This is a genomic window from Yoonia sp. SWMV100 (assembly GCF_056108365.1).
In genome coordinates this window covers 766967-793499 of record NZ_JBWBAQ010000002.1, presented here as the reverse complement: position 1 = coordinate 793499, position 26533 = coordinate 766967, and the positions used below count along the sequence as shown (strand labels likewise).

Annotated in this window: 22 protein-coding genes and 1 tRNA gene; 5 read left to right on the top strand and 18 right to left on the bottom strand. The window is 57.4% G+C overall.

Annotated features, from left to right (window positions below; all coding sequences use genetic code 11):
• Positions 1-53: 53 nt before the first annotated feature.
• Both ACXJGX_RS04020 and ACXJGX_RS04015 read right to left on the bottom strand, forming a co-directional pair.
• Positions 54-458 (bottom strand): DUF1178 family protein, encoded by a 405-nt coding sequence (locus ACXJGX_RS04020; RefSeq protein WP_474778857.1) that lies wholly within the window; start codon positions 456-458, stop codon positions 54-56.
• A 6-nt stretch (positions 459-464) separates the two neighbouring features.
• Positions 465-974: an NUDIX hydrolase gene (locus ACXJGX_RS04015; protein ID WP_474778855.1), complete on the bottom strand. Its 510-nt coding sequence runs from the start codon at positions 972-974 to the stop codon at positions 465-467.
• 33 nt (positions 975-1007) lie between these two features.
• On the opposite strand from ACXJGX_RS04015, the gene ACXJGX_RS04010 reads away from it, so the two are divergent.
• From ACXJGX_RS04010 to modC, 4 genes are read left to right on the top strand one after another with little or no spacing between them, the layout of a single operon-like run.
• Positions 1008-2165, top strand: coding sequence for an acetoin utilization protein AcuC (locus ACXJGX_RS04010; RefSeq protein ID WP_474778853.1), 1158 nt, complete (start codon positions 1008-1010; stop codon positions 2163-2165).
• 38 nt (positions 2166-2203) lie between these two features.
• On the top strand, positions 2204-2941 hold the full coding sequence (gene modA / locus ACXJGX_RS04005) for a molybdate ABC transporter substrate-binding protein (RefSeq protein WP_474778851.1): 738 nt from the start codon (positions 2204-2206) through the stop codon (positions 2939-2941).
• Positions 2938-3633, top strand: coding sequence for a molybdate ABC transporter permease subunit (gene modB / locus ACXJGX_RS04000; RefSeq protein ID WP_474778849.1), 696 nt, complete (start codon positions 2938-2940; stop codon positions 3631-3633). Before modA ends, modB begins: the two co-directional genes overlap by 4 nt.
• Positions 3633-4694, top strand: a complete 1062-nt coding sequence (gene modC, locus ACXJGX_RS03995) for a molybdenum ABC transporter ATP-binding protein (RefSeq protein WP_474778847.1) — start codon at positions 3633-3635, stop codon at positions 4692-4694. The genes modB and modC overlap by 1 nt, the downstream gene beginning before the upstream one ends.
• Here the strand turns inward: modC and ACXJGX_RS03990 are convergent.
• From ACXJGX_RS03990 to neuC, 3 genes are read right to left on the bottom strand one after another with little or no spacing between them, the layout of a single operon-like run.
• On the bottom strand, positions 4691-5974 hold the full coding sequence (locus ACXJGX_RS03990) for a 3-deoxy-D-manno-octulosonic acid transferase (RefSeq protein ID WP_474778845.1): 1284 nt from the start codon (positions 5972-5974) through the stop codon (positions 4691-4693). The two genes, modC and ACXJGX_RS03990, sit on opposite strands and share 4 nt — an antisense overlap.
• A 1-nt stretch (position 5975) precedes the next feature.
• On the bottom strand, positions 5976-7229 hold the full coding sequence (locus ACXJGX_RS03985) for a 3-deoxy-D-manno-octulosonic acid transferase (RefSeq protein WP_474778843.1): 1254 nt from the start codon (positions 7227-7229) through the stop codon (positions 5976-5978).
• Complete coding sequence (gene neuC / locus ACXJGX_RS03980) at positions 7213-8337, bottom strand: UDP-N-acetylglucosamine 2-epimerase (RefSeq protein WP_474778841.1); 1125 nt, start codon at positions 8335-8337, stop codon at positions 7213-7215. The genes ACXJGX_RS03985 and neuC overlap by 17 nt, the downstream gene beginning before the upstream one ends.
• 206 nt (positions 8338-8543) lie before the next feature.
• Between neuC and ACXJGX_RS03975 the strand changes: the two genes are divergently transcribed.
• Positions 8544-8617, top strand: a tRNA-Cys gene (locus ACXJGX_RS03975).
• A gap of 95 nt (positions 8618-8712) precedes the next feature.
• On the opposite strand, the gene ACXJGX_RS03970 is transcribed toward ACXJGX_RS03975, so the two are convergent.
• The 13 genes from ACXJGX_RS03970 to xdhA all read right to left on the bottom strand — a co-directional run bounded on the left by ACXJGX_RS03970 (position 8713) and on the right by xdhA (position 26348).
• Positions 8713-9834, bottom strand: a complete 1122-nt coding sequence (locus ACXJGX_RS03970) for an aminodeoxychorismate synthase component I (RefSeq protein WP_474778839.1) — start codon at positions 9832-9834, stop codon at positions 8713-8715.
• Positions 9835-9837: 3 nt separating this feature from the next.
• The gene (locus ACXJGX_RS03965; protein WP_474778837.1) at positions 9838-10131 is read right to left on the bottom strand and encodes a Dabb family protein; all 294 of its coding nucleotides are present in this window, start codon (positions 10129-10131) and stop codon (positions 9838-9840) included.
• Positions 10132-10370: 239 nt separating this feature from the next.
• The gene (gene ettA / locus ACXJGX_RS03960; protein WP_474778835.1) at positions 10371-12026 is read right to left on the bottom strand and encodes an energy-dependent translational throttle protein EttA; all 1656 of its coding nucleotides are present in this window, start codon (positions 12024-12026) and stop codon (positions 10371-10373) included.
• A 70-nt stretch (positions 12027-12096) separates the two neighbouring features.
• Positions 12097-13425 carry a KAP family P-loop NTPase fold protein gene (locus tag ACXJGX_RS03955; RefSeq protein WP_474778833.1) on the bottom strand — a complete coding sequence of 443 codons (1329 nt, stop codon included), beginning with the start codon at positions 13423-13425 and terminating at the stop codon, positions 12097-12099.
• Positions 13426-13563: 138 nt separating this feature from the next.
• Entirely contained in the window at positions 13564-15009 is a 1446-nt protein-coding gene (locus ACXJGX_RS03950; protein ID WP_474778831.1) for a type IV pili methyl-accepting chemotaxis transducer N-terminal domain-containing protein, read from the bottom strand.
• A gap of 216 nt (positions 15010-15225) precedes the next feature.
• A complete protein-coding gene (locus ACXJGX_RS03945) occupies positions 15226-16818 on the bottom strand; it encodes a phosphate ABC transporter substrate-binding/OmpA family protein (protein WP_474778829.1) in 1593 nt (530 codons plus the stop codon).
• A 423-nt stretch (positions 16819-17241) separates the two neighbouring features.
• On the bottom strand, positions 17242-18315 hold the full coding sequence (locus tag ACXJGX_RS03940) for a BMP family ABC transporter substrate-binding protein (RefSeq protein WP_474778828.1): 1074 nt from the start codon (positions 18313-18315) through the stop codon (positions 17242-17244).
• A gap of 24 nt (positions 18316-18339) precedes the next feature.
• Entirely contained in the window at positions 18340-19254 is a 915-nt protein-coding gene (locus tag ACXJGX_RS03935) for an ABC transporter permease (protein WP_474778827.1), read from the bottom strand.
• A complete protein-coding gene (locus ACXJGX_RS03930; protein ID WP_474778826.1) occupies positions 19254-20333 on the bottom strand; it encodes an ABC transporter permease in 1080 nt (359 codons plus the stop codon). Before ACXJGX_RS03930 ends, ACXJGX_RS03935 begins: the two co-directional genes overlap by 1 nt.
• A 42-nt stretch (positions 20334-20375) precedes the next feature.
• Entirely contained in the window at positions 20376-21899 is a 1524-nt protein-coding gene (locus ACXJGX_RS03925) for an ABC transporter ATP-binding protein (RefSeq protein ID WP_474778825.1), read from the bottom strand.
• Positions 21896-22636: a xanthine dehydrogenase accessory protein XdhC gene (gene xdhC, locus ACXJGX_RS03920; protein WP_474778824.1), complete on the bottom strand. Its 741-nt coding sequence runs from the start codon at positions 22634-22636 to the stop codon at positions 21896-21898. The genes ACXJGX_RS03925 and xdhC overlap by 4 nt, the downstream gene beginning before the upstream one ends.
• Positions 22633-24996 (bottom strand): xanthine dehydrogenase molybdopterin binding subunit, encoded by a 2364-nt coding sequence (gene xdhB, locus ACXJGX_RS03915; protein WP_474778823.1) that lies wholly within the window; start codon positions 24994-24996, stop codon positions 22633-22635. Before xdhB ends, xdhC begins: the two co-directional genes overlap by 4 nt.
• Entirely contained in the window at positions 24993-26348 is a 1356-nt protein-coding gene (gene xdhA / locus ACXJGX_RS03910; RefSeq protein WP_474779192.1) for a xanthine dehydrogenase small subunit, read from the bottom strand. The genes xdhB and xdhA overlap by 4 nt, the downstream gene beginning before the upstream one ends.
• Positions 26349-26533: the final 185 nt, after the last annotated feature.

Sequence of the window (26533 nt, the reverse complement as noted above, 5' to 3'; positions counted from 1 at the left end):
CCTGCCCGCCAAGAGCAATGCGCAACCGTGCGCAAATATAAGGGTATCCCACCCTAGTTCGTCTTTTTGCGTGGAATAAAGGGCAGAGGCATGATGGGAATCCCGTCTTCGATCAGCTTTTTCGCATCATCGATCTTGGCTTCGCCATAAATAGGTCGCTCTGGGGCGGTGCCGTCATGCATCGCGCGGGCTTCTTGGACGAAGGATCCGCCAACGTATTCTGATGTCTTTTCGACCCGGTCGCGCAGCGCGGCTAAGTCCGGTTCGGTGGGTTTTGGCGCGGTGATGCCTGACGATGTGCTGACTGCAGGCGCCATCAATGATTTTGACACGACGGCTGAACCGCAGGCATCACAAATCACCATGCCCGCGCCGCGCAGCTTGTCATAGGCGGCGCCGGACTGAAACCAGCTTTCAAACTGGTGATTCTGGTCACATTGAAGGTGGAAACGGATCATGCCGTTTTAAATAGGCGTTTTCGCAACGCTTGCAAGCGGCGAAGCATGCAGTAAAAGCTGCGGCTTGAATGTTGCAACAATGCGTTTCAGTTCGGGTTCGGATAGCTTTTTGGACGCCTTCTTTGGGCTCATCCATTTGCGTTTGCGTTGACCTTTTTCGGGCCAGTCGCTCATGACGTTGCGCACATGGACGGGGTAGACCAGCACAACAATTGGCGCTGACCCGGCCTTAAGAGGTTTGGCATAACTATAAACGCCAAGGCAGTGGTCAATGGCCTCTCCGGTCAATCCTGCCTCTTCGAAGGCTTCGGTTGCGGCGGCCTGTGCCGGCGTTTGTTTGTGCATCGGCCAGCCCTTCGGCAAAATCCACCGCCCGGTGTTTCGGGTTGTGACCAGACAAATTTCGACATTGTCATTGTGCACGCGCCAGCACAGCGCCGCAAATTGTGCGCGTACGTCTGTTTTGCCGCCTTTGCGCAGCTTAAGAGGCAATTGATGCGGCGCAATATTGGTCATGGTACCGATCCGATTATGGGCTAGATACCCGATATGCAGAACGTTACGCACGACCCGGCCAGATCGACAACCCCTTTGCCGCGATTTATCGGGTCCGAGGTCTACCGACATTCAAGTTATGGCGCGTGGCACCCGTTGCGGGTTCCGCGTGTGTCCACCGTGATGGACCTGACCCGTGCTTTGGGTTGGTTGCCCACTGCCCAATTTATCATCAGTCCGCGTGCCAAACCGGCGGCGTTGGTTGGATTTCATACGCCTGCGTATATCGCGGCGCTTCAGGCTGCCGAAGCCACGCAAACGGTAAGCGCTGCGATTCGCACACGGCACGGGTTGGGGACGCCGTCAAACCCGGTGTTTGCACAGATGTATCGCAGGCCCGCGACCTCTGCGGGGGGATCGTTGCTTGCGGGCGAACTGCTTGCGCGCGGTGGCGTGATTTATGCGCCTGCGGGCGGGACGCACCACGGTATGCCCGACCGTGCCAACGGGTTTTGCTATCTGAATGATCCGGTGCTGGCGATCCAGTCATTGCGCCGCAATGGCGCCACGCGTGTCGCCTATGTCGATATCGACGCCCACCACGCGGATGGGGTGGAACATGCGTTCGCCGCCGACCCGGATACGCTGCTGATATCGGTGCATGAACGAAACCGCTGGCCGCGCACGGGCGCCCTGACCGATCGCGGCGCGGGGCAAGTGTTTAACTTGCCCGTTCCTGCGGGGCTACATGATGACGATATGGCGCTGATCCGCGATCAGCTGATTTTACCGATCGTTGCAGATTTTCGCCCTGATGCGATTGTGCTGCAATGTGGCGCCGATGCGGTGACCGAAGACCCGCAGTCGCGCCTTTGCCTGTCGAATAATGCGCATTGGGCGATTGTTGCGGCCTTGCGCGGGCTTTCTGCGCGCTACCTTGTGCTGGGTGGGGGTGGCTATAACCCGTGGTCGGTCGGGCGGCTTTGGACCGGGGTTTGGGCCACGTTGACGGGCGCGCAAATCCCCGAACGTTTACCAGACACGGCCCAAGACATTTTGCGCGCACTTGTCTGGGAGACACCGCAGCGCCGACAGACGCCCGCAGCACATTGGATCACAACACTGCAAGACGCCCCGCGCACAGGCGCGATCAGCGCAGAGGTCCGTCTGGGGGTGCAACAGTTGCTGTCGCGGCGTCGCAAGTGGGGGTAACGCTTGCACGTCCCTGCGTTCGCCCTGATAGTTGGCGCATGATGATCCGAACACTGATGATCGCCTGCTGTTTGTTGTTGGCCGCGCCCGCCGCGCGGGCCGAGGTGGTGGTCTTTGCTGCCGCAAGCCTGAAAGAACCTGTCGATGCGATGGCGGCGCAGTTTCCGGATGTGGTTGTGTCTTATGGTGGTAGCGGTACGCTGGCACGGCAGGTCAGTCTGGGCGCGCCTGCGGATCTGGTGCTTTTGGCCAACAACGACTGGATGGATTACCTTGTCAGCGGCGGGTACGTGCAGCCCGATACGGTCACTGATTTTGCGAGCAATGCGTTGGTGATGATTGGCGATGCACAAGCCGCGGATGTTGTGTTGACGGATGTTGATATTGCCGCAGCATTGGGCGAGGGCCGGATCGCACTGGGCCTGACAGCAGCCGTTCCGGCAGGAATCTACGCCAAAGCGGCGTTGATTGATTTGGGTCTTTGGGATCGGCTTGCCGCGCAAATCGCCGAAGTTGACAATGTCCGTGCGGCCTTGGCGTTGGTCGCACGTGGTGAAACCCCTTTGGGCATCGTTTATGCCACTGATGCCCGCGTGTCGGATGCGGTACGCATTGTCGCCACGTTTCCACCCGACAGCTACCCGCCGATCCGCTACACTGGCGCGGTCGCGCTGCACGCAGGTGATGATGCAAAGGCATTTTGGACATATGTTACCGGGCCGGACGGTCGGGCCATCCTTGCAGAGGCCGGATTTTTACCGCCGGTGCAGCCGTGAACGGCCTTTTTGGTCCATCAGAGTGGGCAGCCATCTTTTTGTCTTTGCGGGTCGCGTTCCTGGCGACCCTTGTGGCGTTGCCGCTGGCCGTCGCCATTGCGTATTTATTGGCGCGCAAGGATTTCTTTGGGCGCCATCTTTTGAATGGAATGGTGCATTTGCCGCTTGTGTTGCCACCGGTCGTGACGGGGTATCTGTTGCTGGTCGTGTTTGGACGGCATGGCGTGGTGGGCGGCTTTCTGGACCGGATCTTTGGCATCAGTTTTGCGTTTCACTGGACGGGCGCAGCGCTGGCGGCCGGGATTATGGCATTTCCACTGATGGTGCGCGCAATCCGGCTCGGGATCGAAGCAGTGGACCCCGGATTAGAACAAGCCGCGGCGACCCTTGGCGCGTCGCGCTGGCGTATTTTCGCGACAGTGACCCTGCCGTTGATTGTACCGGGCGTGCTGGCAGGGGCGATCTTGGGATTTGCCAAAGCCTTGGGTGAATTTGGCGCGACGATCACATTTGTTGCGGCAATCCCCGGGCAGACCCAAACCATTCCGTCGGCCATATACGGGCTGTTGCAGGTGCCGGGCAGTGAGCCCGCGGTGCTACGGTTGGTTTTGGTGTCGGTGGTGTTGTCGATGGGGGCGTTGCTGGTGTCCGAATGGTTGGCGCGCCGAATGGCCCGCAAGGTGGGCCGCTAATGCTGCATATCCATTTGCACAAACGCCAAGGCGTATTCGACCTGAATGTCGCGATTGACGCACCTGCGGGGGTGACCGCCATTTTTGGGCGTTCGGGGTCGGGCAAAACCACTTTGGTCAATGCACTGGCGGGGTTGACCCAGCCTGATCGCGGTCGCATCTGTGTTGGCGATACGGTTCTGTACGACAGCGCGTCGGGGGTAAACCTGCCCACACAGCGCCGTCGGGTCGGCTATGTATTTCAGGATGCACGACTGTTTCCGCATATGACTGTGCAGCGCAATCTGACCTATGGCGGGACGCATGATGCGGCCAGAATTATCAAGGTTCTGGGGCTTGAAGGCCTGTTACAGCGGATGCCCGCGGGATTGTCGGGTGGGGAAAAGCAGCGGGTTGCCTTGGGGCGGGCGTTAATGTCCGATCCGCAAGTGCTGTTGATGGATGAACCGCTGGCGGCGCTTGATGCCCCGCGAAAGGCTGAAATCTTGCCCTATCTGGAACGGCTGCGCGACGAGGTCCAGATCCCGATCGTGTACGTCAGTCACGATATCTCTGAAGTGGCGCGGCTTGCCACCACGCTTGTCATACTTGACGCGGGCCGAGTGGCGATCGCGGGACCGCTGGGTGACGTGCTGGCGCGCCCTGATCTGGTGCCGCTGCTGGGCACGCGCACGGCTGGCGCTGTGATTGCGGCGCGTGTGGTGGGGCGGTTGCCGGACGATGACCTGACCGAACTGCAATTTTCGGGTGGCCGGTTTTTGATGCCGGGGCAGGTGGGCATGATCGGGCAAACATTGCGCCTGCGGATCGCGGCCCAGGACGTGATTTTGTCCTTGCACGCCCCCGAAGGAATGAGCGCCCTGAACGTGTTTCCCGTGACGATCACCGCGCTTGTCCAAGGGCGCGGCCCCGGCGTGGCGGTGGCGCTGCAAGCAGGGGATGATCATTTGCTGGCGCGGGTGACACGGCGTAGTGCCGGGTTGATGCAATTGTCGGTGGGGCAGCAAATCTATGCGATCATAAAGGCGACCGCCGTCGGCCCCGAGGATATTGGCAGCTAAAGCGCAGCGTCAATCGCTGCCAGGGTGCGTGCGACACTGCCCGCGTGGTCAGTGTAAAACCGGGCGATCTGGGCGTCTGTGACGGGTGGCGGGTGTTGGACGACCTTTGCCAGTGCGGCGGGCGTGTCGGCCAAGGTGCAGACGCCTGCCGCGATCGCTTCGTGGGCTGGATAGGCGATGGTCCAGATATATGGCCCAACGATCACCGGTTTTTTCAACGCGAGCGGTTCAATCACATTATGCGCGCCTTTGGGCACAAAGCCACCGCCGACAATCGCGCGGTCTGCCAGCGAAAGGTAAAAATACATCTCTCCCATGCTGTCGCCCAGCAGCACGTCAATGTCGGGGGCGGCGCCCAGCAGATTTAGGTCTGGATCAAAAAGCGTGGCGCGACGTGCGAATTTGATCCCTGCGTCGGTCAGCATTTCTGCGACGTCGTCAAACCGCTCGGGTGCGCGCGGCACATAGACAAAGAACACGCCTTTGGTCTGGCGGATCATGTCAATGTAAATGGCATCTTCGCCCTCAACGACCGACGTCAGCGTAAAGGCGGGGCGACCCCGTGTCAGGCTGGTTTTTACCTGCGCAGCGGCATCAAGGTGTGCCTGCGGGATGGGTTGATCAAAGCGCAATTCGCCGGTGACATGGATGTTTTGCATCCCTGCCGCCGCAAAACGGTTGCGTTGATCGTTTGATTTGACAAACCCGCCTGCAAATCCGGCAAGCAACGCCGCGCGCAACCCAAGTCCACGCCTGTCTTTGTCAAAGCTTTTTTGCGGATATTGCGCATTACACATAAATAACGGTGTGCCCATGCGGTGGCAGGCTGCAATCATGCGCGGCCAAATTTCGATCTCCATGACCAGCCCGTATTTGGGGGTAAAATGCTTCAGGAAACTCCGGTAGGCAAAGCCAAGCTCGAACGGAACCCAAACGGTTTGCACCCGCCCTGCGGCAATTTCGGCGGCAAATTCACGGGTGGCTTCGCGGCGGCCTGCGGGTGTGAAATGGGTCGTCAGCACGGTTTCACCCTGGTCAAGCAAGGCGCGTATTAAGGGGGTCGCTGAACGCATCTCGCCCAATGACACAGCATGAACCCAGACGGGATTATGCAAGTGTACGCTGTAGCGTCCGAACCTTTCGCTGATATCTGCGGCATATGCCGGGTCTTTGCGCCCGCGTTTGCGCAGGTACAGTAGAGCGAAGGGCAATAGGAGCCACCAAAGCAGACCATAAAGCATCAGCGCGATGCGCAGTTTGAAGGGCGGAAATGTGGTCATGTCATCCCTTTAGCAGTGCGATCAGGTCGCCCGCTAACGCTTGCGTGCGCAGCGTTGCCGCCGATATGCTGGCGGCGGCGCGGGTGGCCAAATTGGAAAGATCTGCAGTTGTCAGTGCCTGCGCCAAGGCGTCTGGCGTCGTGACGGGCAGGGCGGCTTGGGTGGCATCCAACTGCGCAAAATCATCGCGGAAATTAGCGGTGTGCGGACCATGCAGGATGGCCGTATTCAGGTTCGCAGCCTCCCAAGGGTTATGGCCTTCGGTCGCGTCGAATGTGCCGCCAATCAGAACGGCCTGCGCCAAACGATAAACCAGCCCCAAGTCACCGAAAGTATCGCAAAGCCAAATGGGATCAGTCGCGTTCGGGGCCTGCCCGCAGGATTTGCGCGGCATATCAGTGGGGAACGTGTCGCGACGGTCGGGGAAACGCGGCGCGATAATTAACAGCGCGCTTGGGTTGGTTTGGCGCAAAATGACATGCGCCGCCAGTGCAATCGCCTCGTCTGCGGGGTGGGACGGTGCCACAGCCCAAACCATGCGCCCGCTGAGCAGGGTCGCCACTGCGATCATTTCTTCAGGATCATGCCGCAGGGCAGGGGCCGCGGGCTTAAGAGATCCTGTAACGCTGACCTGCGCGCCAAGTTTACGCAGGTGTTCCGCTGTTGACCCGTCTTGGGCGGTGACCACGCGCATTTGTCGATAGATGTCGCGGTAAAGGCTGCGCGCCTTTTGGTGCGAGCGAAACGATTTGGGGTTCATGCGGGCTGCCACAATGGCCTGTGGTATGCTGCGCGCAGCGGCATCACTGACAAAGCCTGGCCAAATGTCCTGTTCGACCCAAATACACAAGTCCGGCTTAAAATGATCCAGAAACCGGCGACGGTACGGGGGCGCATCAATTGGCAGAAACTGGTGGATTGTGCGCGGCGGCAGGTTGCGCGCAAACACCTCGGCTGAGGTGCGGGTTGTAGAGGTGACCAGAAACGACAGGTCAGGCCTTTGCCGGGCCATCTGCGTAATCAGGCCGCGCAGCGACAGCACTTCGCCCAACCCAACCGCATGTAGCCAGACCAGCGCACCATCAGGACGCGCGGCAAACGACTGCCCAAGCTTTTCATCCCAACGCGAAGGGTGTTCTTTCCCCCGGGCCAATCTTGCGCGCAGGATCGGTCGGGCAATCAACGGGAACAGGTGGGTCGCCGCCAGATAAAGCCGCAGCAGCACGCCGCGCCGCATCTTATTGCGCTGCGTCATGGAACGTTTTTTGCATCGCGCTTGTCCAAAACTCAGCGGTTTGTAGAATGGACGCGAAACGTGCGGCGGCACTGCCCCCGCCAAAAGCATCATGGCGCGGATAGGACACGCCCCACTGCGCATTCAGAAACGCGGCGATTTTATCGGTTTCCAGCGCGTCGGCAAAATATACGGACGGTGATTTAGCGCGGTTGGTTTGGCGGCTGCCAATATCCAAGGAAGGCAGGCCAATAAACGGGGCCTCGCGCACACCTGCTGACGAATTGCCGACCATAGCGCTGGCATTTTTCATCAGTTCGGAAAAATGGGCAAAGCGCATCGATGGCAAAACCCGAAACCGCGTGGTCGGCAGGGCGTTGATTGCGTCAAATATCGCGGCAGAGCCGGGATCGTTGTTCGGGGCAATGACGACGTAGTTTTTACCGGACTTATCCAGCGTATCAAACAGCGCCTTTGCTTGGGCGCCCATTGTGTCCGCCTCTGACGTGACGGGGTGAAACACGCAGATCCCAAAGTCATCAAACGGGATGGCATAGCGGCTTTTGACCTCGGCGATGCTGACACCGGACGGACCGGCGTGAAAATCCAGCTCGGGTGATCCAATCGCGTGAATATTGCTGGCGGCCTCGCCCAACGCCATAACGCGCCGACCGGCATCGTCTGACGACACAAAGTGGCTGCTTGCCAGTTTGCTATTACAGTGCCGGTAGATTTCATCAATCGTACCAGAGACTTCGCCACCTTCAATATGGGCGCAGCGGACGTAATTTGTCGCACACACCAATGCACAAGCCAACGCTTCAACCCGGTCGCCATGAATAACCACCAGATCAGGTGCATGTTCTTTGACGAAATCGGAAAACCCGATCACGGTTTTGGCGAGGATCATGTCTTGGGGGTCGCCTGCGCGCTGGTTCAAAAATTCGTGGACCTGCACACCGGGGGTGCGATGCACCTCTACTTTGGTCAAACCGTAGCGGTCCAGCATATGCATCCCGGTCACAAAGAAAGACACAGCAAAACCAGCGTCACGCGCGGCGACGGCCAATGGTTCAAGCTTGCCAAAATCGGCGCGGGTGCCTGTCACAAAAAGAATGGATCGGGACATCAGGGTTCCATATCAACGGCGTCTTCGGCGTAGACTATCGGCAGGCGGCGGGAAAGGAAACTGTGATCAAAGGTCTTGCATGCGCGGAATGAAGCAAAGTCGACAAGGTGGCAATCAAACCGCAAAGAGAATTGCGCGGTTAAGCCAAATTGCTGTGCATATTGGCTTGACGATACGCACCTTGATCCTTAGTGACACGGATCAAAGGCGAGTGGGCAGGCAGGCTATGCACCGGATTGCAAATCCGAGTAGACCGGTTCGATTCCGGTACTCGCCTCCATTTTTCGAACGAAGCCCCTGTATCTATACGTGCGACTTTTCCAGTCATATGTTTGCGCGTGGCCGCACCGTTTTGAACGACATGCGCTTGAATTTTTAGCTTAGATCAGCAAAACGGGATTTAAGCAGCGCCTCGGCATATTCATCCGGAGCCGTGCTGTCGTAGACGACGCCACCACCCACGTTCATCACAACGCTTTTGTCTTTGCGACACATCAAAGTCCTGATCGCGACATTGAATTCCATCGCACCGCTTGGCGCAATCCACCCAATCGATCCGCAGTATGCCTCTCGCGGGTGGGTTTCGACTTCGTGAATAATTTGCATTGCGCGGACCTTTGGTGCGCCGGTGATCGATCCGCAGGGGAAAAGCGCTGTGAAAAGGTCCTGAAATGTCGTGCCTTGCAAGATTTGCGATGTGATGCACGATGTCATTTGATGCAGCGTTGCAAAGCGTTCAACGACGAATAACTCTGGGACTTTGACGGTTCCAATTTCGGAAACCCGGCTCATGTCGTTGCGCAACAGATCAACGATCATCAGGTTTTCCGCCTGATTTTTCTCAGAGGCCCGAAGGCCGTCGCGAAGGGCGTCGTCTTCATTGGGTGTTCGTCCGCGCGGCGCGGTGCCTTTCATCGGGCGCATCGTCAATTGCCCCTCTGATGAAAGAGAGAAGAACAATTCCGGTGACCGGGACAACAATGTTGTCGCTTCCAATTCAACCATTGCGCCATGTGGGACGGGTTGGTGTTGGCACAAACGGGCATACAGTGTTTCCAGATCCCCCACGTATCGGGATAAGAGCGGAAACGTCACATTCGCCTGATAAATATCGCCAGCTTCAATATAGTCGTGAACCATGGCAAAGACTTTTGAATAGGTATCCAGGTTCCATGCGGGTTCGGTTGGGGCCAATGACGCGCGCGCATCGACGGCGCGGGTGTCGGATGGCGAAGGTCCATCAAAGACGCCAAAATGAAACAGCGGGAGTTCACGCGTTGGCGGCAGCAGGTGTTGCAGCTTTGGCGACATGAGGTAACCAAACTCGTAAGAAAAGTATCCCGCAAGCCATTTTCCATCCTGTTGGGCGCGCTGTATCGCATCAAACGCCCGATCAACGTCTTGCGGTGAATCCGCCCGGATAAAGCGAGACGGTTCCAAAAACGCAGTGCCGGTCCCCAACGGCCCCCGGTCAAATATTACCTTGCTGCTGTTCAATTTTCAGAAATCAGCGGCAATACGTAGGTCGCGCAATGGACGCACGATATCGATCGCCTGCTGATAAATAGGATGGGCTTTGTATGCCTGTAGCGCCGCGTCATTTTCAAACTCGGCATAAACGACCACGTCAACTTCGGATGAAAGCGCGTCAACGCGGTTGTTTTCCACCACCTCGAAGGTGCGCGCGTGCGGGATGTTTTGTAGCAATGACAATCCATCGACAATACGTTTCACGTCGGCGCTGTCGGTTGCGCTAAAGAAAACGACGTGCCGGATAAATGGTCTTTGTGCCAAGGTGAAACCTGCGTTCATTTGATGATTTTTATCACGAAACCACCTGCCTCAATCCGCGTCAAGGGACAAGGGGCGATCACGGTCCACACTGGCGCATTGCTGACATGAGGACCGTGTTGGGGGGGCAATCAAAAAGAGATTCGGCGATGAACGGGCATATTGCCCCGGTTGTCACCGAAATCCAGCCGCTGGTGTCAGGGGCCGCACATAAGTGGCGCTTGTGCGGCTCCTGAACATGCTTACCTGACGAATTTCTTGTGCTTCATCCGTTTCGGTTCCAGAGCGTCCGCACCGAGCCGGGCTTTTTTATCCTCTTCGTAGTCCGAGAAGGCGCCTTGGAACCATTCGACGTGGGCATCACCTTCGAATGCAAGAATATGCGTGCATATCCGGTCGAGGAAGAACCGGTCGTGGCTGATCACGACAGCGCAACCCGCGAAATCGACCAACGCGTCTTCGAGTGCGCGCAGGGTTTCGACATCCAAATCGTTGGTCGGCTCATCGAGCAGCAGCACGTTGCCGCCAGACTTTAGCAGTTTTGCCATGTGGACCCGATTGCGTTCACCACCTGACAGCAGGCCAACTTTTTTCTGTTGATCGCCCCCTTTAAAGTTGAACGCAGAGCAATAAGCGCGCGAGTTCATCGAGGCATCGCCAAGTTCAATAACCTCTGCCCCGCCACTGATTTCTTCCCAGACGTTGGCGTCCGGGTTCAGTGCATCGCGTGACTGGTCAACATAGGACAGCTTTACGGTTTCGCCGTACTCGACCGTTCCTTCATCGGGCTGTGCCTGACCTGTCAGCATCGAGAACAGCGTGGATTTACCCGCACCGTTGGGTCCGATCACGCCGACAATCCCGCCGGGTGGCAGGTCAAACGACAGACCCTCAACAAGCAGCTTGTCGCCCATCGCCTTTTTCATGTCGGTCACTTCGATCACCTTGTTGCCAAGGCGCGGGCCATTGGGAATGATGATTTGGGCGCGGCCCATTTTTTCACGCTCGGACTGGTTTGCCATTTCGTTATAGGCGCTGATCCGCGCCTTGGACTTGGCTTGCCGCGCTTTTGCACCCTGCCGCATCCATTCCAATTCACGCTGTAGCGTGCGCTGTTTGGATTTGTCGTCTTTGGCTTCGCGTTCCATGCGCTTGGCTTTTGCTTCAAGCCAGCTGGAATAGTTGCCTTCGTGCGGGATGCCCGATCCACGGTCCAGTTCCAAAATCCACCCTGTGATCGCATCAAGAAAGTAGCGGTCGTGGGTGACGATCAGGATTGTGCCTTTGTAGTCAATCAGGTGCTGTTGCAGCCACGCGATGGTTTCGGCGTCAAGGTGGTTGGTAGGTTCATCGAGCAAGAGCATGTCTGGCGCATCAAGCAGCAATTTGCACAGCGCGACCCGGCGCTTTTCACCGCCCGACAGGGTGGTTACATCGGCATCGTCAGCGGGGCAGCGCAATGCCTCCATGCTGATATCAATTTGCGCATCGAGATCCCACAGGTTTTGCGCGTCAATTTCGTCTTGCAACTGCGCCATCTCGTCGGCGGTTTCCTCAGAGTAGTTCATCGCGACTTCGTTGTAGCGGTCAAGGATCGCCTTTTTGTCGGCCACGCCCAGCATGACGTTTTCGCGGACCGTCAGGTTCGGATCAAGCTCCGGCTCTTGCGGCAGATAGCCGACGCGCGCGCCCTCGGCGGCCCATGCTTCCCCTGCAAAGTCCTTGTCCTGACCAGCCATGATCCGCATCAGGGTCGACTTACCGGTGCCGTTGACACCAACAACGCCGATTTTAACCCCGGGCAGAAAGTTGAGACGGATGTTTTCGAAAACCTTTTTCCCACCGGGATAGGTCTTGGACACGCCGTCCATGAAATAGACAAATTGATTGCTGGCCATATGGGCGGTTCCTTTTGATATAACTTATGCCCCACTTAAAAGCACAGCGCCGTCTAGGCAAGGGGAGGGGTTATCGGGGGAGCTTAAATGAGTCTAGAGATTGGGTGATGATTTCCGTGACGATAGTTCGGCTAGTTTTCTCAACGAAAGTTTTATCCAGAGCATTTTCGGCTTCACTTTTTGTCGCTTCGTCTGGGGCTGGATCCAGTGAAATTCGCCAAGCCGGTTGAACCATTTCTGCAAGCCACGGATCTGGATTTTTCTCGCTCCAATGAAATAGAGTTCGCAATTGGCTAAAGGTTAGTTTGCCTTCGCGCGCTTGCTGAACCCACCGCGGCTTGAGCACTTGCAATATAAGTAAGCCCGCAAAGATATAGTATTCCCGGTTGTTTTCATTATATTGCGTGGGTGTGATAACCATTAAAGTAGCTAACCGCTCGACATCTCGAAGGGTTAGGTCTTGGGCTTGATTGATAGTCAGAAGGTACTGATTGAAAATCCGCCATATGTCTGAATTGATTTCCAACGCATCTGTGATCACTCCAAAGTGCTTCACTGCCGCCCTCTCGGAAGGCCGGTTTTCTGAAGCGGAGGGCATCGGCATCGTGATTTGCACAAACCTATGCAGATACCGCTCTGCATCTACCCGATCCCCATACCTCGCCCTTACACTATTCGCCAACTCTTGCATGTTGGTCCCCAGCACAAAGTGGACGCCGGGGGTGGCGAAGAAGTGTTTGATGACCTCGAGCATTTGCAGCGCGTAATCGGGACGGCAGCGGTCGAGTTCGTCGATGACGATGACCAGTTTTTGTTGTGGGTCGCCATTTTCATCTGGCTTGGTCAGGGAGGTCAGCGCCTCGCGAAATTGTGCCATCGCAGCGCGCCTCCCGTCTTCGCGTTTCCAGTAGGCTTCGGCTGCCTTTTCAACATTTTCTGCAGATTGATGAATAATCGCATCACCTAGGGCGCCCGCGATCTCGGTTCCGCCAGCGGTTACTGCTGCAAGGCCAAGACGTGCAGCCATCGGGGCAATCTTAAACGCCGCAGTTTTGAGCTTCTTCAATGCCGCGGGCTTGCGGCCTGACTCCTTCAATCGTTCCGCCAGCGCCCCCGTCAGTACAATCAGTGGATCATCGAGATAATCATGTTCAAAGGCGTCAAAATAGAGTGTGGTGGTCTTATCTCGATGGCGTTTCAGATGTTCGCCGACCCAGCATTTGAGAAACACGGATTTGCCGCTGCCCCAGCCGCCGTCAAGCGCAATGACCAGCGGGTCATCGACGTTTTCGACCAGATTGGACAGCTTTTGAGCCATTGGTTTGCGGTCAAGCTTGTCGTGTTTGTCGAAACCGTCTTTGTAGAGTTCAATTGTGGGTTCGGGGATCGTGAGTTTCATCTGGGCAACCTTTCACGCAATATTCGCCTAGGTTGTTTCTGTTAGGGCTGTATTCGTCAATGGGGTGTTGTTTGCCAAAACGAGAAAGGCGCGGGCATTGCTGCGCCGCGCCTTGGTTCGTAAGTGGTGTTTCGCGTCTTACATCAGGTTTTGCACGTTGATCCCGAAAGTCATCGCGCCAATCACTTTGCCAGTGTCTGGATCGACAACAGGCATTGATGCTTGCGATTGGTAAAATCCGGTGCTGTCGTCAAATTCGACATCGCTGATGTGCAATGCATCGGGGCCTACGCCATAGGTTTCTTGGTGTTTCGCCTCGTCGCCTTGCCAATAGTCAGATGTTGCGACGCTTTGCGCGACGTTCAGGCCCTTGGCGTCCATAATGAACACTTCGGTGACAAACCCTGCTGTCGTGTCTTGATGTTCGCGCAACCACGCGGATACGTCGTTACCTAAGGCTTCGGTCATCAGCGGTCCGCCATCACCTGATGCCTCTGCACGCCATTGTTGATCAAGTGCGAGCACCTGTTCGTCGGTAAAGTCGACTGTGCGCAAGTTTTGCGCCTTTACTGCATCAACCACGCGCGGATCGGTGATCCACGTGCGCAATTCGGCGCCAGCGTATGCCTCGAGAGGAACACGGTAAATGCCGTCTTTGCCCGGTGTCGCAATGAGGTAAAGCGTGATGGCGTTGTTCATCCCGATGCTGAGCTGCTTTGTCAGCGCGTTGGCGGCCACGATATCATCCGCTGTGGGTGTCGCGCCGTCTTTGATTGCGTCATAGATGCCGCGCCCTTCTTGCCAAATGGCATAAGTGCTTTCCAAACTGGATTTCACCGCCTCATTCGGCGGTGGGTTGACGCCAGCAGCGGGGTAACCATCGCGCAACGCCACCATCGAAAGTTCGAACATGTCGACCGTTGCTGCCAATTCACCCAAGGTTGCGTCTGAACCTGTGCCTGACGCAATTTCGCATGCGGCCCGTGTCATACGTTGTGCCAATGCACGCTGACGGCTTGCAAAATTCAACACAGTGGCGTCGCTCTGCAGCAGCTCTTGTGGGTTGGTGTAGGCACCTGACACATCTGCTGCAAGAATGACGGTTTGGTCAAACATTGCCTTGTAGGACTGACGAATGATGTCCGCATCCGCTGCGGTCGCCGAATTGTCGATCATCTTGGCGGCGGCTGCTTCGATTGGTTCCCAAAGTTGATCGGTCGCCATGATTGCGTTGATGATACGCGGTGCCGTTTCGGCATTGGGCATCCCCAAGGCGCGGTCGCCAGCTGCAAGCCCGTCCAGAATTGCGTCAAAGTAGTCGTGAACATGTTTTAATTCGTCGGCGGCCTGCTCTCCGCCAAAGCCTGCGGTAAAGCGACAGCTTGCAGAGGCCATTTGTTCTGTCATACCGCCAAGGCTCGCAGAGCGGTTTACGCGGGCCTTGCCACCGTCATACAGGGCGGGGTTCATGGATTGTGCTTCGACTTGGGCCGTTGCTTCGCCCAGAAGGGCCAGCGCAGTCAGGCCTACTGTTGTCATCAGCGCCAAACGGCGGCTGGCTGTCTTAGGAATGCGATTTTGCATTGTGGTATCCTATCGTCGGACCGGATCAGAGGGCGATACCGTGAGGCGGTCATGTGGTTTGCAGGTATGAGATTGCGGGCCAGATTGGATGAAAATCGATAAAGAAATTGATCGTATCTGGCGTCTTCAATCACAAAAAGCGGTGCTGCATTTCGCATTTGCGCGTATGCTGCGAAAGGGAGGCATCTGACTGGTCAACGCCTCCCCGATGCCAACTTAACCGTTGGCTGCTTCGATCCATACTTCAACCCGACGGTTGACTTGACGCTCGGCTTCAGAGGTGTTGCACGCCGCAGGAGCAATCGAACCAAAGCCGGTTGTGGTCATTTCGACCCCACTCAGGCGGTCACTGGCATAGCTTTGCAGGGCCGACATCACCTGATCAGCGCGCGATTTAGACAGCTCGCGGTTGCTGTCGAATGCACCGACACTGTCCGTAAAGCCAACGAACATGATTTTGGTGCCTTGAGGCTGCGTTTCAAGATAGTCGGTCAGACGTGCGATGTTCAGTTCGCCGCGCAGGTCAAGGTTTTGCGATCCGGTGCGGAAACGGAATGTTGTGGATAGGCGGTCATAGTTCACCATCTGGCCCAGCATTTCACGCATGAAGCCAGCTTCGTAGGCGTCCGCATTCGGGTCAAGCAGGGCTTTGGCGCGGTCCCCGTCAAGCGGTTGTGCGTGACGGTCGACGCCAAGGTCGATAAAACCGGCTTTCGCGATCACTTCGTCTGCTGCGTTTGATGTTGCGTAGTCAACAAATGCGGTGGTGGCTTCGGTCGCCGTATCTGCACGGGTGTAGAGGTACAGCGGCCGCTGCAGCGCATACTCTTCTGTCCGCACAGAAAATGCCTCGGGCACCATTGTCAGACCGCAGTCATTGATCAACGTCATCGCTTGCGCACCGCGCTGGAATGCATAGCCAACCATACCCAATGCGTTTGCGTTTGCGTTGATATATGCGGCGGCTTCCGTGTCGTTATCGATTTCCAGGCTGTTTGCAGGGACTTCTGGTTCACCGCCGTCAAAAATCTTGTCGTCGATCAGCTCTTTTGATGGTGTGCCTTCGGTTGGCAGAACCAGTTGAATGGGGGCATCTTCACCGCCCAGTTCCGCCCAGTTTGTGATTTCACCAGTCAGAACAGCGCGCAGTTGCTCAAGCGACATGGATTTAACCGGATTGCTTGGGTGTGTGATAAACACCAAGCTGTCAGATGCGATGATGTGTTCCTGATCAGGAGAGATCATTTGACCGGCCCCCGCGTCGCGCAGTGCGCGTGCTTCGTCGGGGGTGATACGGCGGGCAGACATACCGATCTGGATCGTGTCATCCAGCAGCGCAGCAAAGCTGGCGTCCGAGCTTGTCGAGGTGACGAGGTAGCTGCCGATTGGATCACCGAACCCTTGTTCGCCCACCATGTCAGTCAAGAACTGACCGTCGACACCAGTTGCGGTTTGTGTCGCATCCGCACCAAGAAAGGCACCGTACCCGGAGACGAGCAGGGGCATAACACCCTGCGCAATTGTATCAGAGCCGCCAATATTAACATCGGCTTCGGTTGTGGTGAATGTGGGGCAGTCGTCACCGATGCAGCTGACGCGGGATGCGGATATGCGCAAATCGCCAAGTCCGGTGCGGATCACATAGTTGTTGTCGGTGAATTCAATGAACTCACCGACAAGGTTCACTGTGCCGTCAGCTGATTTCAGCGTGACTTCGCCCGCATATGTCGCAGCAGGAATCGCCATGGCCGTTGCCAAGGCGCAGGTTGCTGCGAAAGTGCGATAGGACTTGTAGATAGGTTGGTTCATTGGGAACTCCGTAACTCGTTAAAACACATTCACGATAGGCGGTTTCCCGCTTTCCTGACCAAAGGGCAACCTGTACTTTTGTTTAAGATGATTGCCACAATTTCACCGCACTCTTGGGTTGCGCGATGCATTTCAAGGTCAAAATTTGTTCCAAATCGTGAAACGGGCCATTTTGGCGATGGTGAATTTTCGCGATGAAATACTGTGACGAAATTTCAACCACGCATTTTCAGATGTTTGCAGCGGTTTTCAACCGCGCGGCACCGCTGGATCACCCGCATCGCAATACGGCCGCGTTGGTTTGCGATGTCATAAGACAAGTGTGGCCGAAAAAAGACAAGTCGCGTTGAACGTATCGCGTATTCGTCCACAAAAATAAAAAGCCCCGCATCGGCGGGGCTTTTGACGCGTTGTTAGCGGGAATTATTGTGGGATGTCGCCCGTCAGACCTTCGACATAGAAATTCATTCCAGCCAAGGTGCCGTCATCGGCTACGTCGCCTTCGGCCAGCCACACTGTGCCGTCTTGCTTGTTCAATGGACCGGTGAAGGGGTGGTATTCGCCCGATGCGATGCTGTCACGCAGCGCTTCTGCCGATGCTTTGACGTCAGCAGGAACTGCATCGGTGATTTCACCGATACCAACCATGCCAGCGCCGATACCGTCCCAGGTATTTGTGCTTTCCCATGTGCCATCGATGACGGCCTGCGTGCGCGCGATGTAGTAGGGCGCCCAGTTGTCGATGATCGATGAAACCCGTGGCATTGGCGCGAATTCGGCCATGTCAGACGCCTGACCAAATGTATACACATTGCCAGCGGCCTGCGCAGCCGCCTGCGGTGCCGTTGAATCTGTGTGCTGCAAGATCACGTCGGCGCCTTGCTCGATCAACACGTTTGCGGCTTCGGCTTCTTTTGCGGGGTCAAACCAAGTATAGGCCCAGACAACTTTGAATTCGACGTCGGGGTTCACAGCCTTCGCGTGAATATAGGCTGCGTTGATGCCGCGGATAACTTCGGGGATCGGAAACGACCCGATGTAGCCGATGATATTGCTCTCGGTGATTTGACCCGCGATGTGACCCTGGACGGCGCGGCCTTCGTAGAAGCGTGCCGAATAAACCGACACGTTGGGTGCCTGTTTGTAGCCAGTTGCATGTTCAAACATCACATCAGGGAATTTTTCCGCCACGTTGATGGTCGGGTCCATGTAGCCGAATGATGTCGTAAAGATCAGGTCAGCACCACCCAGCGCCATTTGCTGCAGAACGCGTTCTGCATCTGCACCTTCGGGGACGCTTTCAACAAATACGGTTTCAACCGCATCGCCGAAATGCTCTTCGACGGCCAGACGGCCTTGGTTGTGTTCATAGCTCCAACCGCCGTCGCCCACGGGGCCAACATAGATAAAGCCGACTTTGGTTGTATCTTGGGCAAAGGCAACGGTCCCCAAGCTTGCTGCAAGCGTGACGCCCGCCAGAATTGATTTAATAGTCATACACATCCCCTTGGTGGTAGTGCCTCAACGTGAGGCATGAAAAGATTGGCCCAGCGACCCCGGCGCCCGTCCAGCCCGCATAATAACAAGAACAACGATGGTTGCCAGATAGGGCGACATGGAAAGGTATTCGATTGGTATCGCCATTCCTGCCGCCTGTAAATTCAGCTGCAACACGGTGACCCCGCCAAACAAATAGGCGCCCAACAAAAGCCGCATCGGTTTCCAGCTTGCGAAGACCACAATCGCCAGCGCGATCCAGCCTGCACCAGCGGTCATCCCTTCGGTCCATTGCGGCACGCGCACCAGCGACAGATACGCGCCGCCCAGACCGGCACAGGCCCCGCCGAACATGATCGCGAGCATCCGCACGCGGATCACATGATAGCCCAACGCATGCGCCGCCTCGTGGTTTTCACCGACCGCACGCAGGATCAAACCTGCGCGGCTGAATTTCAGAAATGCCCAAACCGCGACAACAATGGCAAGCCCGACATAGACCATCGGGTCATGCTGGAACACGACTGGGCCGATGACAGGGATATCGCCCAGCAGCGGGATATGCCAATCAGGGAAGCCGGGCGCTTTGATCCCGATATAGCTTTGCCCCATGAGCGCCGACAGCCCCAGCCCGAACAGCGTCAGCGCAAGGCCTGTGGCAACTTGGTTCGACAGCAAAAACTGGGTCAGAAATCCAAAAAACAGGGACAGCACCGCGCCGCCAACGGCGGCCCCGATGAACCCCAGAAACGGGGAACCGGTGTTGACTGCCACGATAAAGCCGCAGACAGCGCCGGTGATCATCATGCCTTCGACGCCAAGGTTCAGAACCCCCGCACGTTCGACGACCAACTCGCCGATCGCGGCCAAAATGATCGGGGTCGCGGCGACCATCAGTGACGCCAGCAGCAGGATCGGGTTGATTGCGGTCCAATCCATCAGGCATGTCCCCGTTGGGCAAGTCTCACGCGGTAGTTTGTCAGCACATCGACCATGAGCAAAAAGAACAGAAGCATCCCTTGCATCAGTTGGATCGCGGCCCCCGGCAACCCAAGGTTCGCCTGCGCGATTTCACCGCCGATATAGGTAAGCGCCATCAATGCGCCAGCCAGCAAAATTCCGACCGGATGTAACCGACCCAAAAAAGCGACGATGATCGCTGTGAACCCGTAGCCGACGTTAAAGTCGATGCTGATCTGACCTGCGGGGCCTGCGACCTCGAATAGGCCGGCAGCCCCTGCCAGCGCGCCTGAAATTCCCATGCAGATCAGCACCAGACGTGCGGGGTTTACGCCACCGAAACGCGCGGCACGGGGGCTTTGCCCGGCGACGCGTACATGAAAGCCAAAGATATGGCGCGACAGGGTAACATAGGCAAAAATCACCACGATCACCGCCACGACCACGCCCCAGTGCATGCCGGCATTTTCCGCGATCCAACTGGTCGCGCTGTCATATTTTGCCAGATTGCGCGACCCCGGAAACCCCATGCCTTCGGGGTTGCGCAACGCACCCAGCGCCATCGAGGCAAGCAATTGCTCGGCGACGTAAACCAGCATCAGGGACACCAGAATTTCATTGGTATCAAACTTGACCTTCAGCAGGCCGGGGATCAGCGCCCAGATCATGCCGCCCAGCACGCCGGCGACAACCATCAAGGGAAAGATGAACATCGACTCGGTCGGATAAAACGCAAGACCAACGGCTGCGCCGCAAATGGCGCCCATGATGTACTGGCCTTCGGCCCCGATATTCCAAACGCCTGCGCGAAATCCGAACGACAGCCCGATCGCAATCAACACCAATGGTGCGCCCTTGATTAAAAGCTGCGGACGATAAAACCACGCAAACTCTGAAAACAGCGGATCAAAAAAGATGGTGCGGATGGTCTCGACAGGGGATTTTCCCAAGGCCGCAAACAACAGCCCACCGCAAACCATTGTCAGGACGACGGCCACCAAAGGTGCGGCAAATGTCCATATCTGCGCAGGCTCTGGACGCTTTTCTAAATATATCATGCGCCGCAGCTCATTTTGTTATGTCTCCAAATACGCATAAAACTAGGTATCAACATGGGCAACCTGCATGTCATGTGCCCCACCCAGCATCAGGCCGATTTCGTCCACCGAAAGACCCGCAGCCGCGCGCGGCGCGGACAGCCGTCCGCCGTTCAGGGCCGCGAACCGGTCCGAAATCTCCATCAGTTCATCAAGATCCTGACTGATACAGATCACTGCGGCCCCTTTGGCCGCCAGATCCAGCAGCGCCTGCCGGATTGCCGCAGCCGCAGAGGCATCGACGCCCCATGTTGGCTGGTTCACAACCAACACATCGGGGTCTTGCATGATTTCGCGTCCAATCACAAACTTTTGCAAGTTCCCGCCTGACAGCGACCGTGCGGTGCTTTGGGAACTGGGGGTGCGCACATCGAATGTGGCAATCACATCCTCGGCAAAGCTGCGGGCCTTGCCCCAATTCACAAAGCCCTTGGTTTCCAATCCACGTCGCGTCGCCGCCGTCAGCACCGCGTTTTCTGTCAGGCTCATATCCGGCGCTGCGGCATGGCCGATCCGCTCTTCGGGTGCGGTCAGCAGACCGATCATGCGGCGGGCATTCGGGCCAAGGTTGCCAATGCTTTGCCCTTGATAAATCAACATGCCCGCACTGGTGCGCATTTCGCCCGAAAGTGCGGCAACAAGTTCATCTTGCCCGTTGCCTGCAACTCCACCGATGCCCAAGACCTCGCCTTTGCGCACGTCAACCGTGATGTCGCGCAAAGCGGTGCCAAATTGATGTGGTGCTTTGGCCGATAACGCCCTGAGCGACAGCACAACGTCCCCCACCGGACGCGCGGCGCGTGCGGGGACGTGCAGAACCGACCCGACCATCAATTCCGCCATATCACGCGCCGAAGTTGCGCGTGGATCGCAGGTGCCAACGACCCTGCCTAACCGCAGCACGGTGGCATTGTCGCACAATGCGCGAATTTCCTCGAGCTTGTGCGAGATATAGAGGATTGCGGTACCTTCGGCGCTAAGTTTGCGCAGCGTCTTGAACAGGATGTCCACCTCTTGCGGGGTCAGCACGGATGTTGGTTCATCCATGATCAGCAGTTTGGGATCTTGCAGAAGGCAACGGATAATTTCGACGCGCTGACGTTCTCCAGCGGACAGTTCGCCCACGATCCTGCTGGGATCAAGCGGAAGCCCGTATGCATCCGATACATCACGTATCTGCGCGGCAATTGCCCGTTGGGGCGACGGGTTTTCCATGCCCAAAGCAATGTTTTCAGCGACGTTCATTGCATCAAATAGCGAAAAATGCTGAAATACCATGGCAATGCCGGCTGCGCGTGCGGCCCGTGGCTCGGCGGGTGCAAAGGCGGCGCCGTTCAGCAACATGGTGCCGCTGTCGGGTTTGACCAGCCCGTAAATTGTTTTGACCAGTGTCGATTTGCCCGCGCCGTTTTCACCCAAAAGCGCATGGACTTCGCCCGGCGCGATGGCAAAGGACACGTCCTTGTTGGCGACAACACCGGGATAGGCTTTGGTCAGCCCGGACAGCGTCAATAACGGGGTGGTCATGCAGTCAGGTCCTTTGTCCGGTCGGAATTTGCCTGCATCATCGCTGTTGCCACGCCTAACGCAAGTGCCGCGGGGTGTTTGCCAAGGCCGGGGTCGCCAATCGGGCAGGCGATGCGGGAAATTTGCGCGGGACTGTGCCCTAATGCGGCCAGCCGCGATTTGAAACGCGCCCATTTGGTCGCCGAACCGATCAACCCAACCGCGTGAAATGGCCGCGACAGCAAGGCGTGACACAGCGCAAGGTCAATATCATGGCTATAGGTCAGGATCAGGTGATCTGCGTGATCGGGGGCATGCCGGACCGCCTGCGCCGGGTCGGCCGCAACAAACGTGGTGACGTCTGTCTGCGGGAACCTGTCCGCGCTGGTGTCGACCCACGTGATATCAAAATCGGGCAGCGGCGCCATCACGTGGACAATGGCGCGGCCCACGTGGCCTGCACCATAAATCCAAAGCGGGCGACCTTTTGGGGCTGCCAACCCTTCGGCTTGCTCCCAAAACAACGTCACCGATCCGCCGCAGCATTGACCCAAACCGGGACCAAGCGGGATAGTCTGGCGTTGCACGGCGCGCCCGGATGCCAACATTGCGCGCGCCTCGGAAATTGCTTCCCACTCCAACCGCCCGCCGCCGATCGTGCCTTGGGTGCTGTCCGGCCAGACCATCATCTGCGTGCCTGCGTCACGCGGCACTGATCCGGCTGTTTTGGTAATTGTGATGCGTATGCCGGCGGTCATCCGCGTGCCCGATCAATGGCATTCAGGATTTCTTCGGCGGTGGCGGGGGCTTGGAGGTCCGGGTAATGCGGGCCACAGGCGCTGACGGCGTCAGCAAGGGCAAGAAATGCCGAAATGCCCAGCATAAACGGTGGCTCGCCGACGGCTTTGGACCGATAAATCGTTTGCGCGGGGTTTGGCGCGTCCCAAAGCGCGACATTGAAAATATCGGGGCGGTCAGAACAGGCGGGAATTTTATAGGTCGATGGTGCGTGCGTGCGCAGGCGCCCTTTTTCATCCCAGACCAATTCCTCTGTCGTTAGCCAACCCGCACCCTGAACATAGCCGCCTTCGACCTGCCCGATATCCAGCGCAGGGTTCAGGGATGCACCCGCATCATGAAGAAGGTCGGTGCGCAAAATCCGGTTTTCACCGGTCAGCGTGTCAATCACCACTTCGGTCACAGCGACGCCTTGGGCGAAGTAGAAGAAAGGTGTGCCACTGCCTGCTTTGCGGTCCCAGCTGAGACCGGGCGTTTTGTAGAACCCTGTGGCCGACAGGCTGAAGCGGGCGCTGTAGGCTTTCATCGCGGCCTCGGCAAAGGGGATAGCGCTGTCTGCCAAATGCACCTGTCCGTTCGCAAAGGTGACATCGCTGGGGCCAAAGGCTGTATCTTTCGTCAGGCAGGCGGCAATGCGGTCACGGATCGTGTCGCAGGCGTTTGCTACAGCCATGCCATTCAGGTCAGACCCCGATGAGGCGGCGGTGGCGGAGGTGTTGGGGACCTTGCCGGTATCGGTCGCCGTAATTTTGACGGCGCTGACGTCGATGCCAAAGCGCGCGGCGGCAACCTGTGCCACCTTCTGGAACAACCCTTGCCCCATTTCAGTGCCACCGTGGTTCAGGTGCACGGACCCGTCCTGATACACATGCACCAACGCGCCTGCTTGGTTCAGGTGCGAAAGCGTGAACGAAATCCCGAATTTCACCGGACTAAGCGCGATCCCTTTTTTCAAGATTGGTTGATTGGCATTCCAGGTGGCAATGGCGCTACGGCGGTCGTGATAGTCGGATGTTTTCAACAGCCGGTCTGTCATCGCGTGCACAATAAAATCGGTCACCGGCATGTGATAGGGCGTGGTTTGCGTGGCGGGTGGATTATGCGCGGCCCGCAGCGGTTGCGCACCGCGCGATGTCAAATCCACCTCTGGCTCATTTGGGGTCAACAGCCCTGTCGTGTCCATCGCCGCGTAGTAGTTCCGCTGCCGGATGATCAGGGGGTCGATGCCAAGGGTCGCGCCAATATGGTCCATGACCCGTTCAATCCCCACAACGCCTTGCGGCCCGCCAAACCCGCGAAATGCGGTCGCGGATTGTGTGTTGGTTTTAAGCCGGTGCGACGTAATCCGTACCGTGGGCAGGTGATAGGCATTATCGGCATGCAGCATCGCACGGTCGGCGACCGGCAACGACAGATCCATCGCCCAGCCGCAGCGGGTGGCGTGGATGAAATCGACACCCGTTATCCGCCCGTCGGCGTCAAAACCCGCCACATAGTCGATCCGAAAATCATGCCGCTTGCCGGTAATCATCATGTCATCGTCGCGGTCATAGCGCATTTTGCAGGGTCGGCCGGTCAACCGTGCGGCCACCGCACAGGCCACCGCCAGCGCATTGCCCTGACTTTCCTTACCGCCAAAACCTCCGCCCATCCGCCGCACCTCGCAGCGCACGGCGTGCATGGGCAGGCCCAATGCTTCGGCCACTTTGTGCTGGATTTCGGTCGGGTGTTGCGTCGAACTGTGCACCAGCATATCGCCGCCTTCTTGCGGCAGCGCGAGGGCGGCTTGCCCTTCGAGGTAAAAGTGTTCTTGACCCCCTATATTGATCCGGCCTTGCACCCGGTGTGGCGCGTCTTTTAGCGACTGATCGACGTCGCCCTTTGTCCAGACAACAGGCCCATCCTCGAAACGGCTATTCGCCGCCAAAGCCTGATCAATCGTCAGGATCGGGGGTTCTGCGGTGTAGGTCACATCGCCCAGTCGCGCCGCCTTGCGGGCGTTCAAGTGGCTGTCGGCAATCACCAAAAACAGCGGTTGTCCCAAGTAATGTACTGTCCCGGTGGCCAGCAGTGGTTCATCATGCGCCGAAGGTGACACGTCGTTGGCAAACGGCAGATCCTGTGCCGTCATCACGGCGACCACGCCCGGTGCCGTGCGAACCCTGTCCAAGGTCATCCGATAGGTGCCGCGCGCGATGTCGGCCAATCCAAATGCCAGATGCAGCGTGCCGGCGGGCGTGGGAATATCATCTATATAGCGTGCGACGCCCGTCACATGCAGGTTCGCGGCGTCATGCGGCAGGGGTTTGGTCACGCTCATGGGTGTACCTCAAGCACGTTGGTCGCCTTGCCGGATGTCTCTGCGAAATATCGGGACAGCAAATTTTGCGCCGCCCGAAGACGATAGGTCGCCGAAGCCCGCATATCTGACATCGGTGTAAAGTCTGTCGCGAAACAGGATGCCGCCTGCGCGATTGTCGCGTCTGTCCATGGCTGACCGATCAACGCGGTTTCGACCGCTGTCGCACGGTGTGGCGTACCGGCCATGCCACCAAATGCGATGCGCGCCGCACGCACCCGTCCGTCGACGACCGAGATATTAAAACATCCAAGAAGTGCGGAAATATCCTGATCAAACCGTTTCGAGATTTTATAGCAGCGCAGATCCGCTGCTGTTTTGGGGATGGTCACCGCTGTGACCAATTCCCCCGGCGCGCGGTCTTGTTTTCCGTAGGCTAAAAAGAAATCTTCGATCGGCAGATCACGCGTCTTATCGCCGTGGCGCAAATGCAGTGTGGCCCCCAACGCGATCAGGGCGGGCGGGTTGTCACCGATGGGTGATCCATTGGCAATATTTCCGCCGATTGTCGCGGCATTGCGCACTTGCTCTGATCCATATCGCCGGATGAGGTTCGCCCAACTTGGGTGGTGCGTGCGTGTCATCGCCAGGACGTCGGTCATCGTGACGCCCGCGCCAATGCGGATGCGGTCTGCTTCAAAGTCGATGGTACGCAGGTCAGCGCAGCGATTGAGAAAGGCGACTTTGGGTAGATCGCGCAGCTGCTTTGTCACCCACAGACCCACGTCTGTGGCCCCCGCGATCAAGGTTGCATCAGGGTTTTCCGCATACCACTTAGTTAACGCGTCCAGCGTTTCGGGTGCGTAGGGTGCCCGTTCAACTGTCGGAAGCTGATCATGCAGCCAAGCCGGCACCGCCGCGCCTTCGGCAGCTTTGGCGGCACGGATGATCGGCGCATAGCCGGTGCAGCGGCAAAGATTGCCAGCCAGCATATCATCATGGTCGGTGCGCCCGTTGGCGTGGCCCGCAGCCATTGATGCAATAAATCCGGGGGTACAGAACCCGCATTGCGACCCGTGATGTGTAATCATCGCCTCTTGGACCGGATGCAGTTGCCCGGCAGGTCCACTGATCCCTTCGACGGTGCGGACGGATTTTCCGTGCAGCTGGGGCATCAAAAGGATGCAGGCATTCAACGCTTTGGCACCGGTTTCATCGGTGACCATAACGGTGCAGGCGCCACAATCGCCTTCGTTACAGCCTTCTTTCGTACCGCAAAGGCCGCGATCAATGCGCAACCAGTCAAGCAGGCTCCGGGTTGGCGCGGCTTTAACCTGCACGGTTTCCCCGTTGAGAAGAAACGTGACGTTCATCATGTAAACCTGCCGCCTTACCAAAAATGACTTGCGCCCGAATTGGATGTCGATGCGGCGTAGACATCCGGGCCAAACTTGACCCTATGAAAACGATGCGGCGTGGGCTTGGCAAGAGGTAGGAAGAAAAAGAAGCTTAAAAATTATAAATCTGCCTAAATTTCAGGCAAATCCTGAGGCGGCTT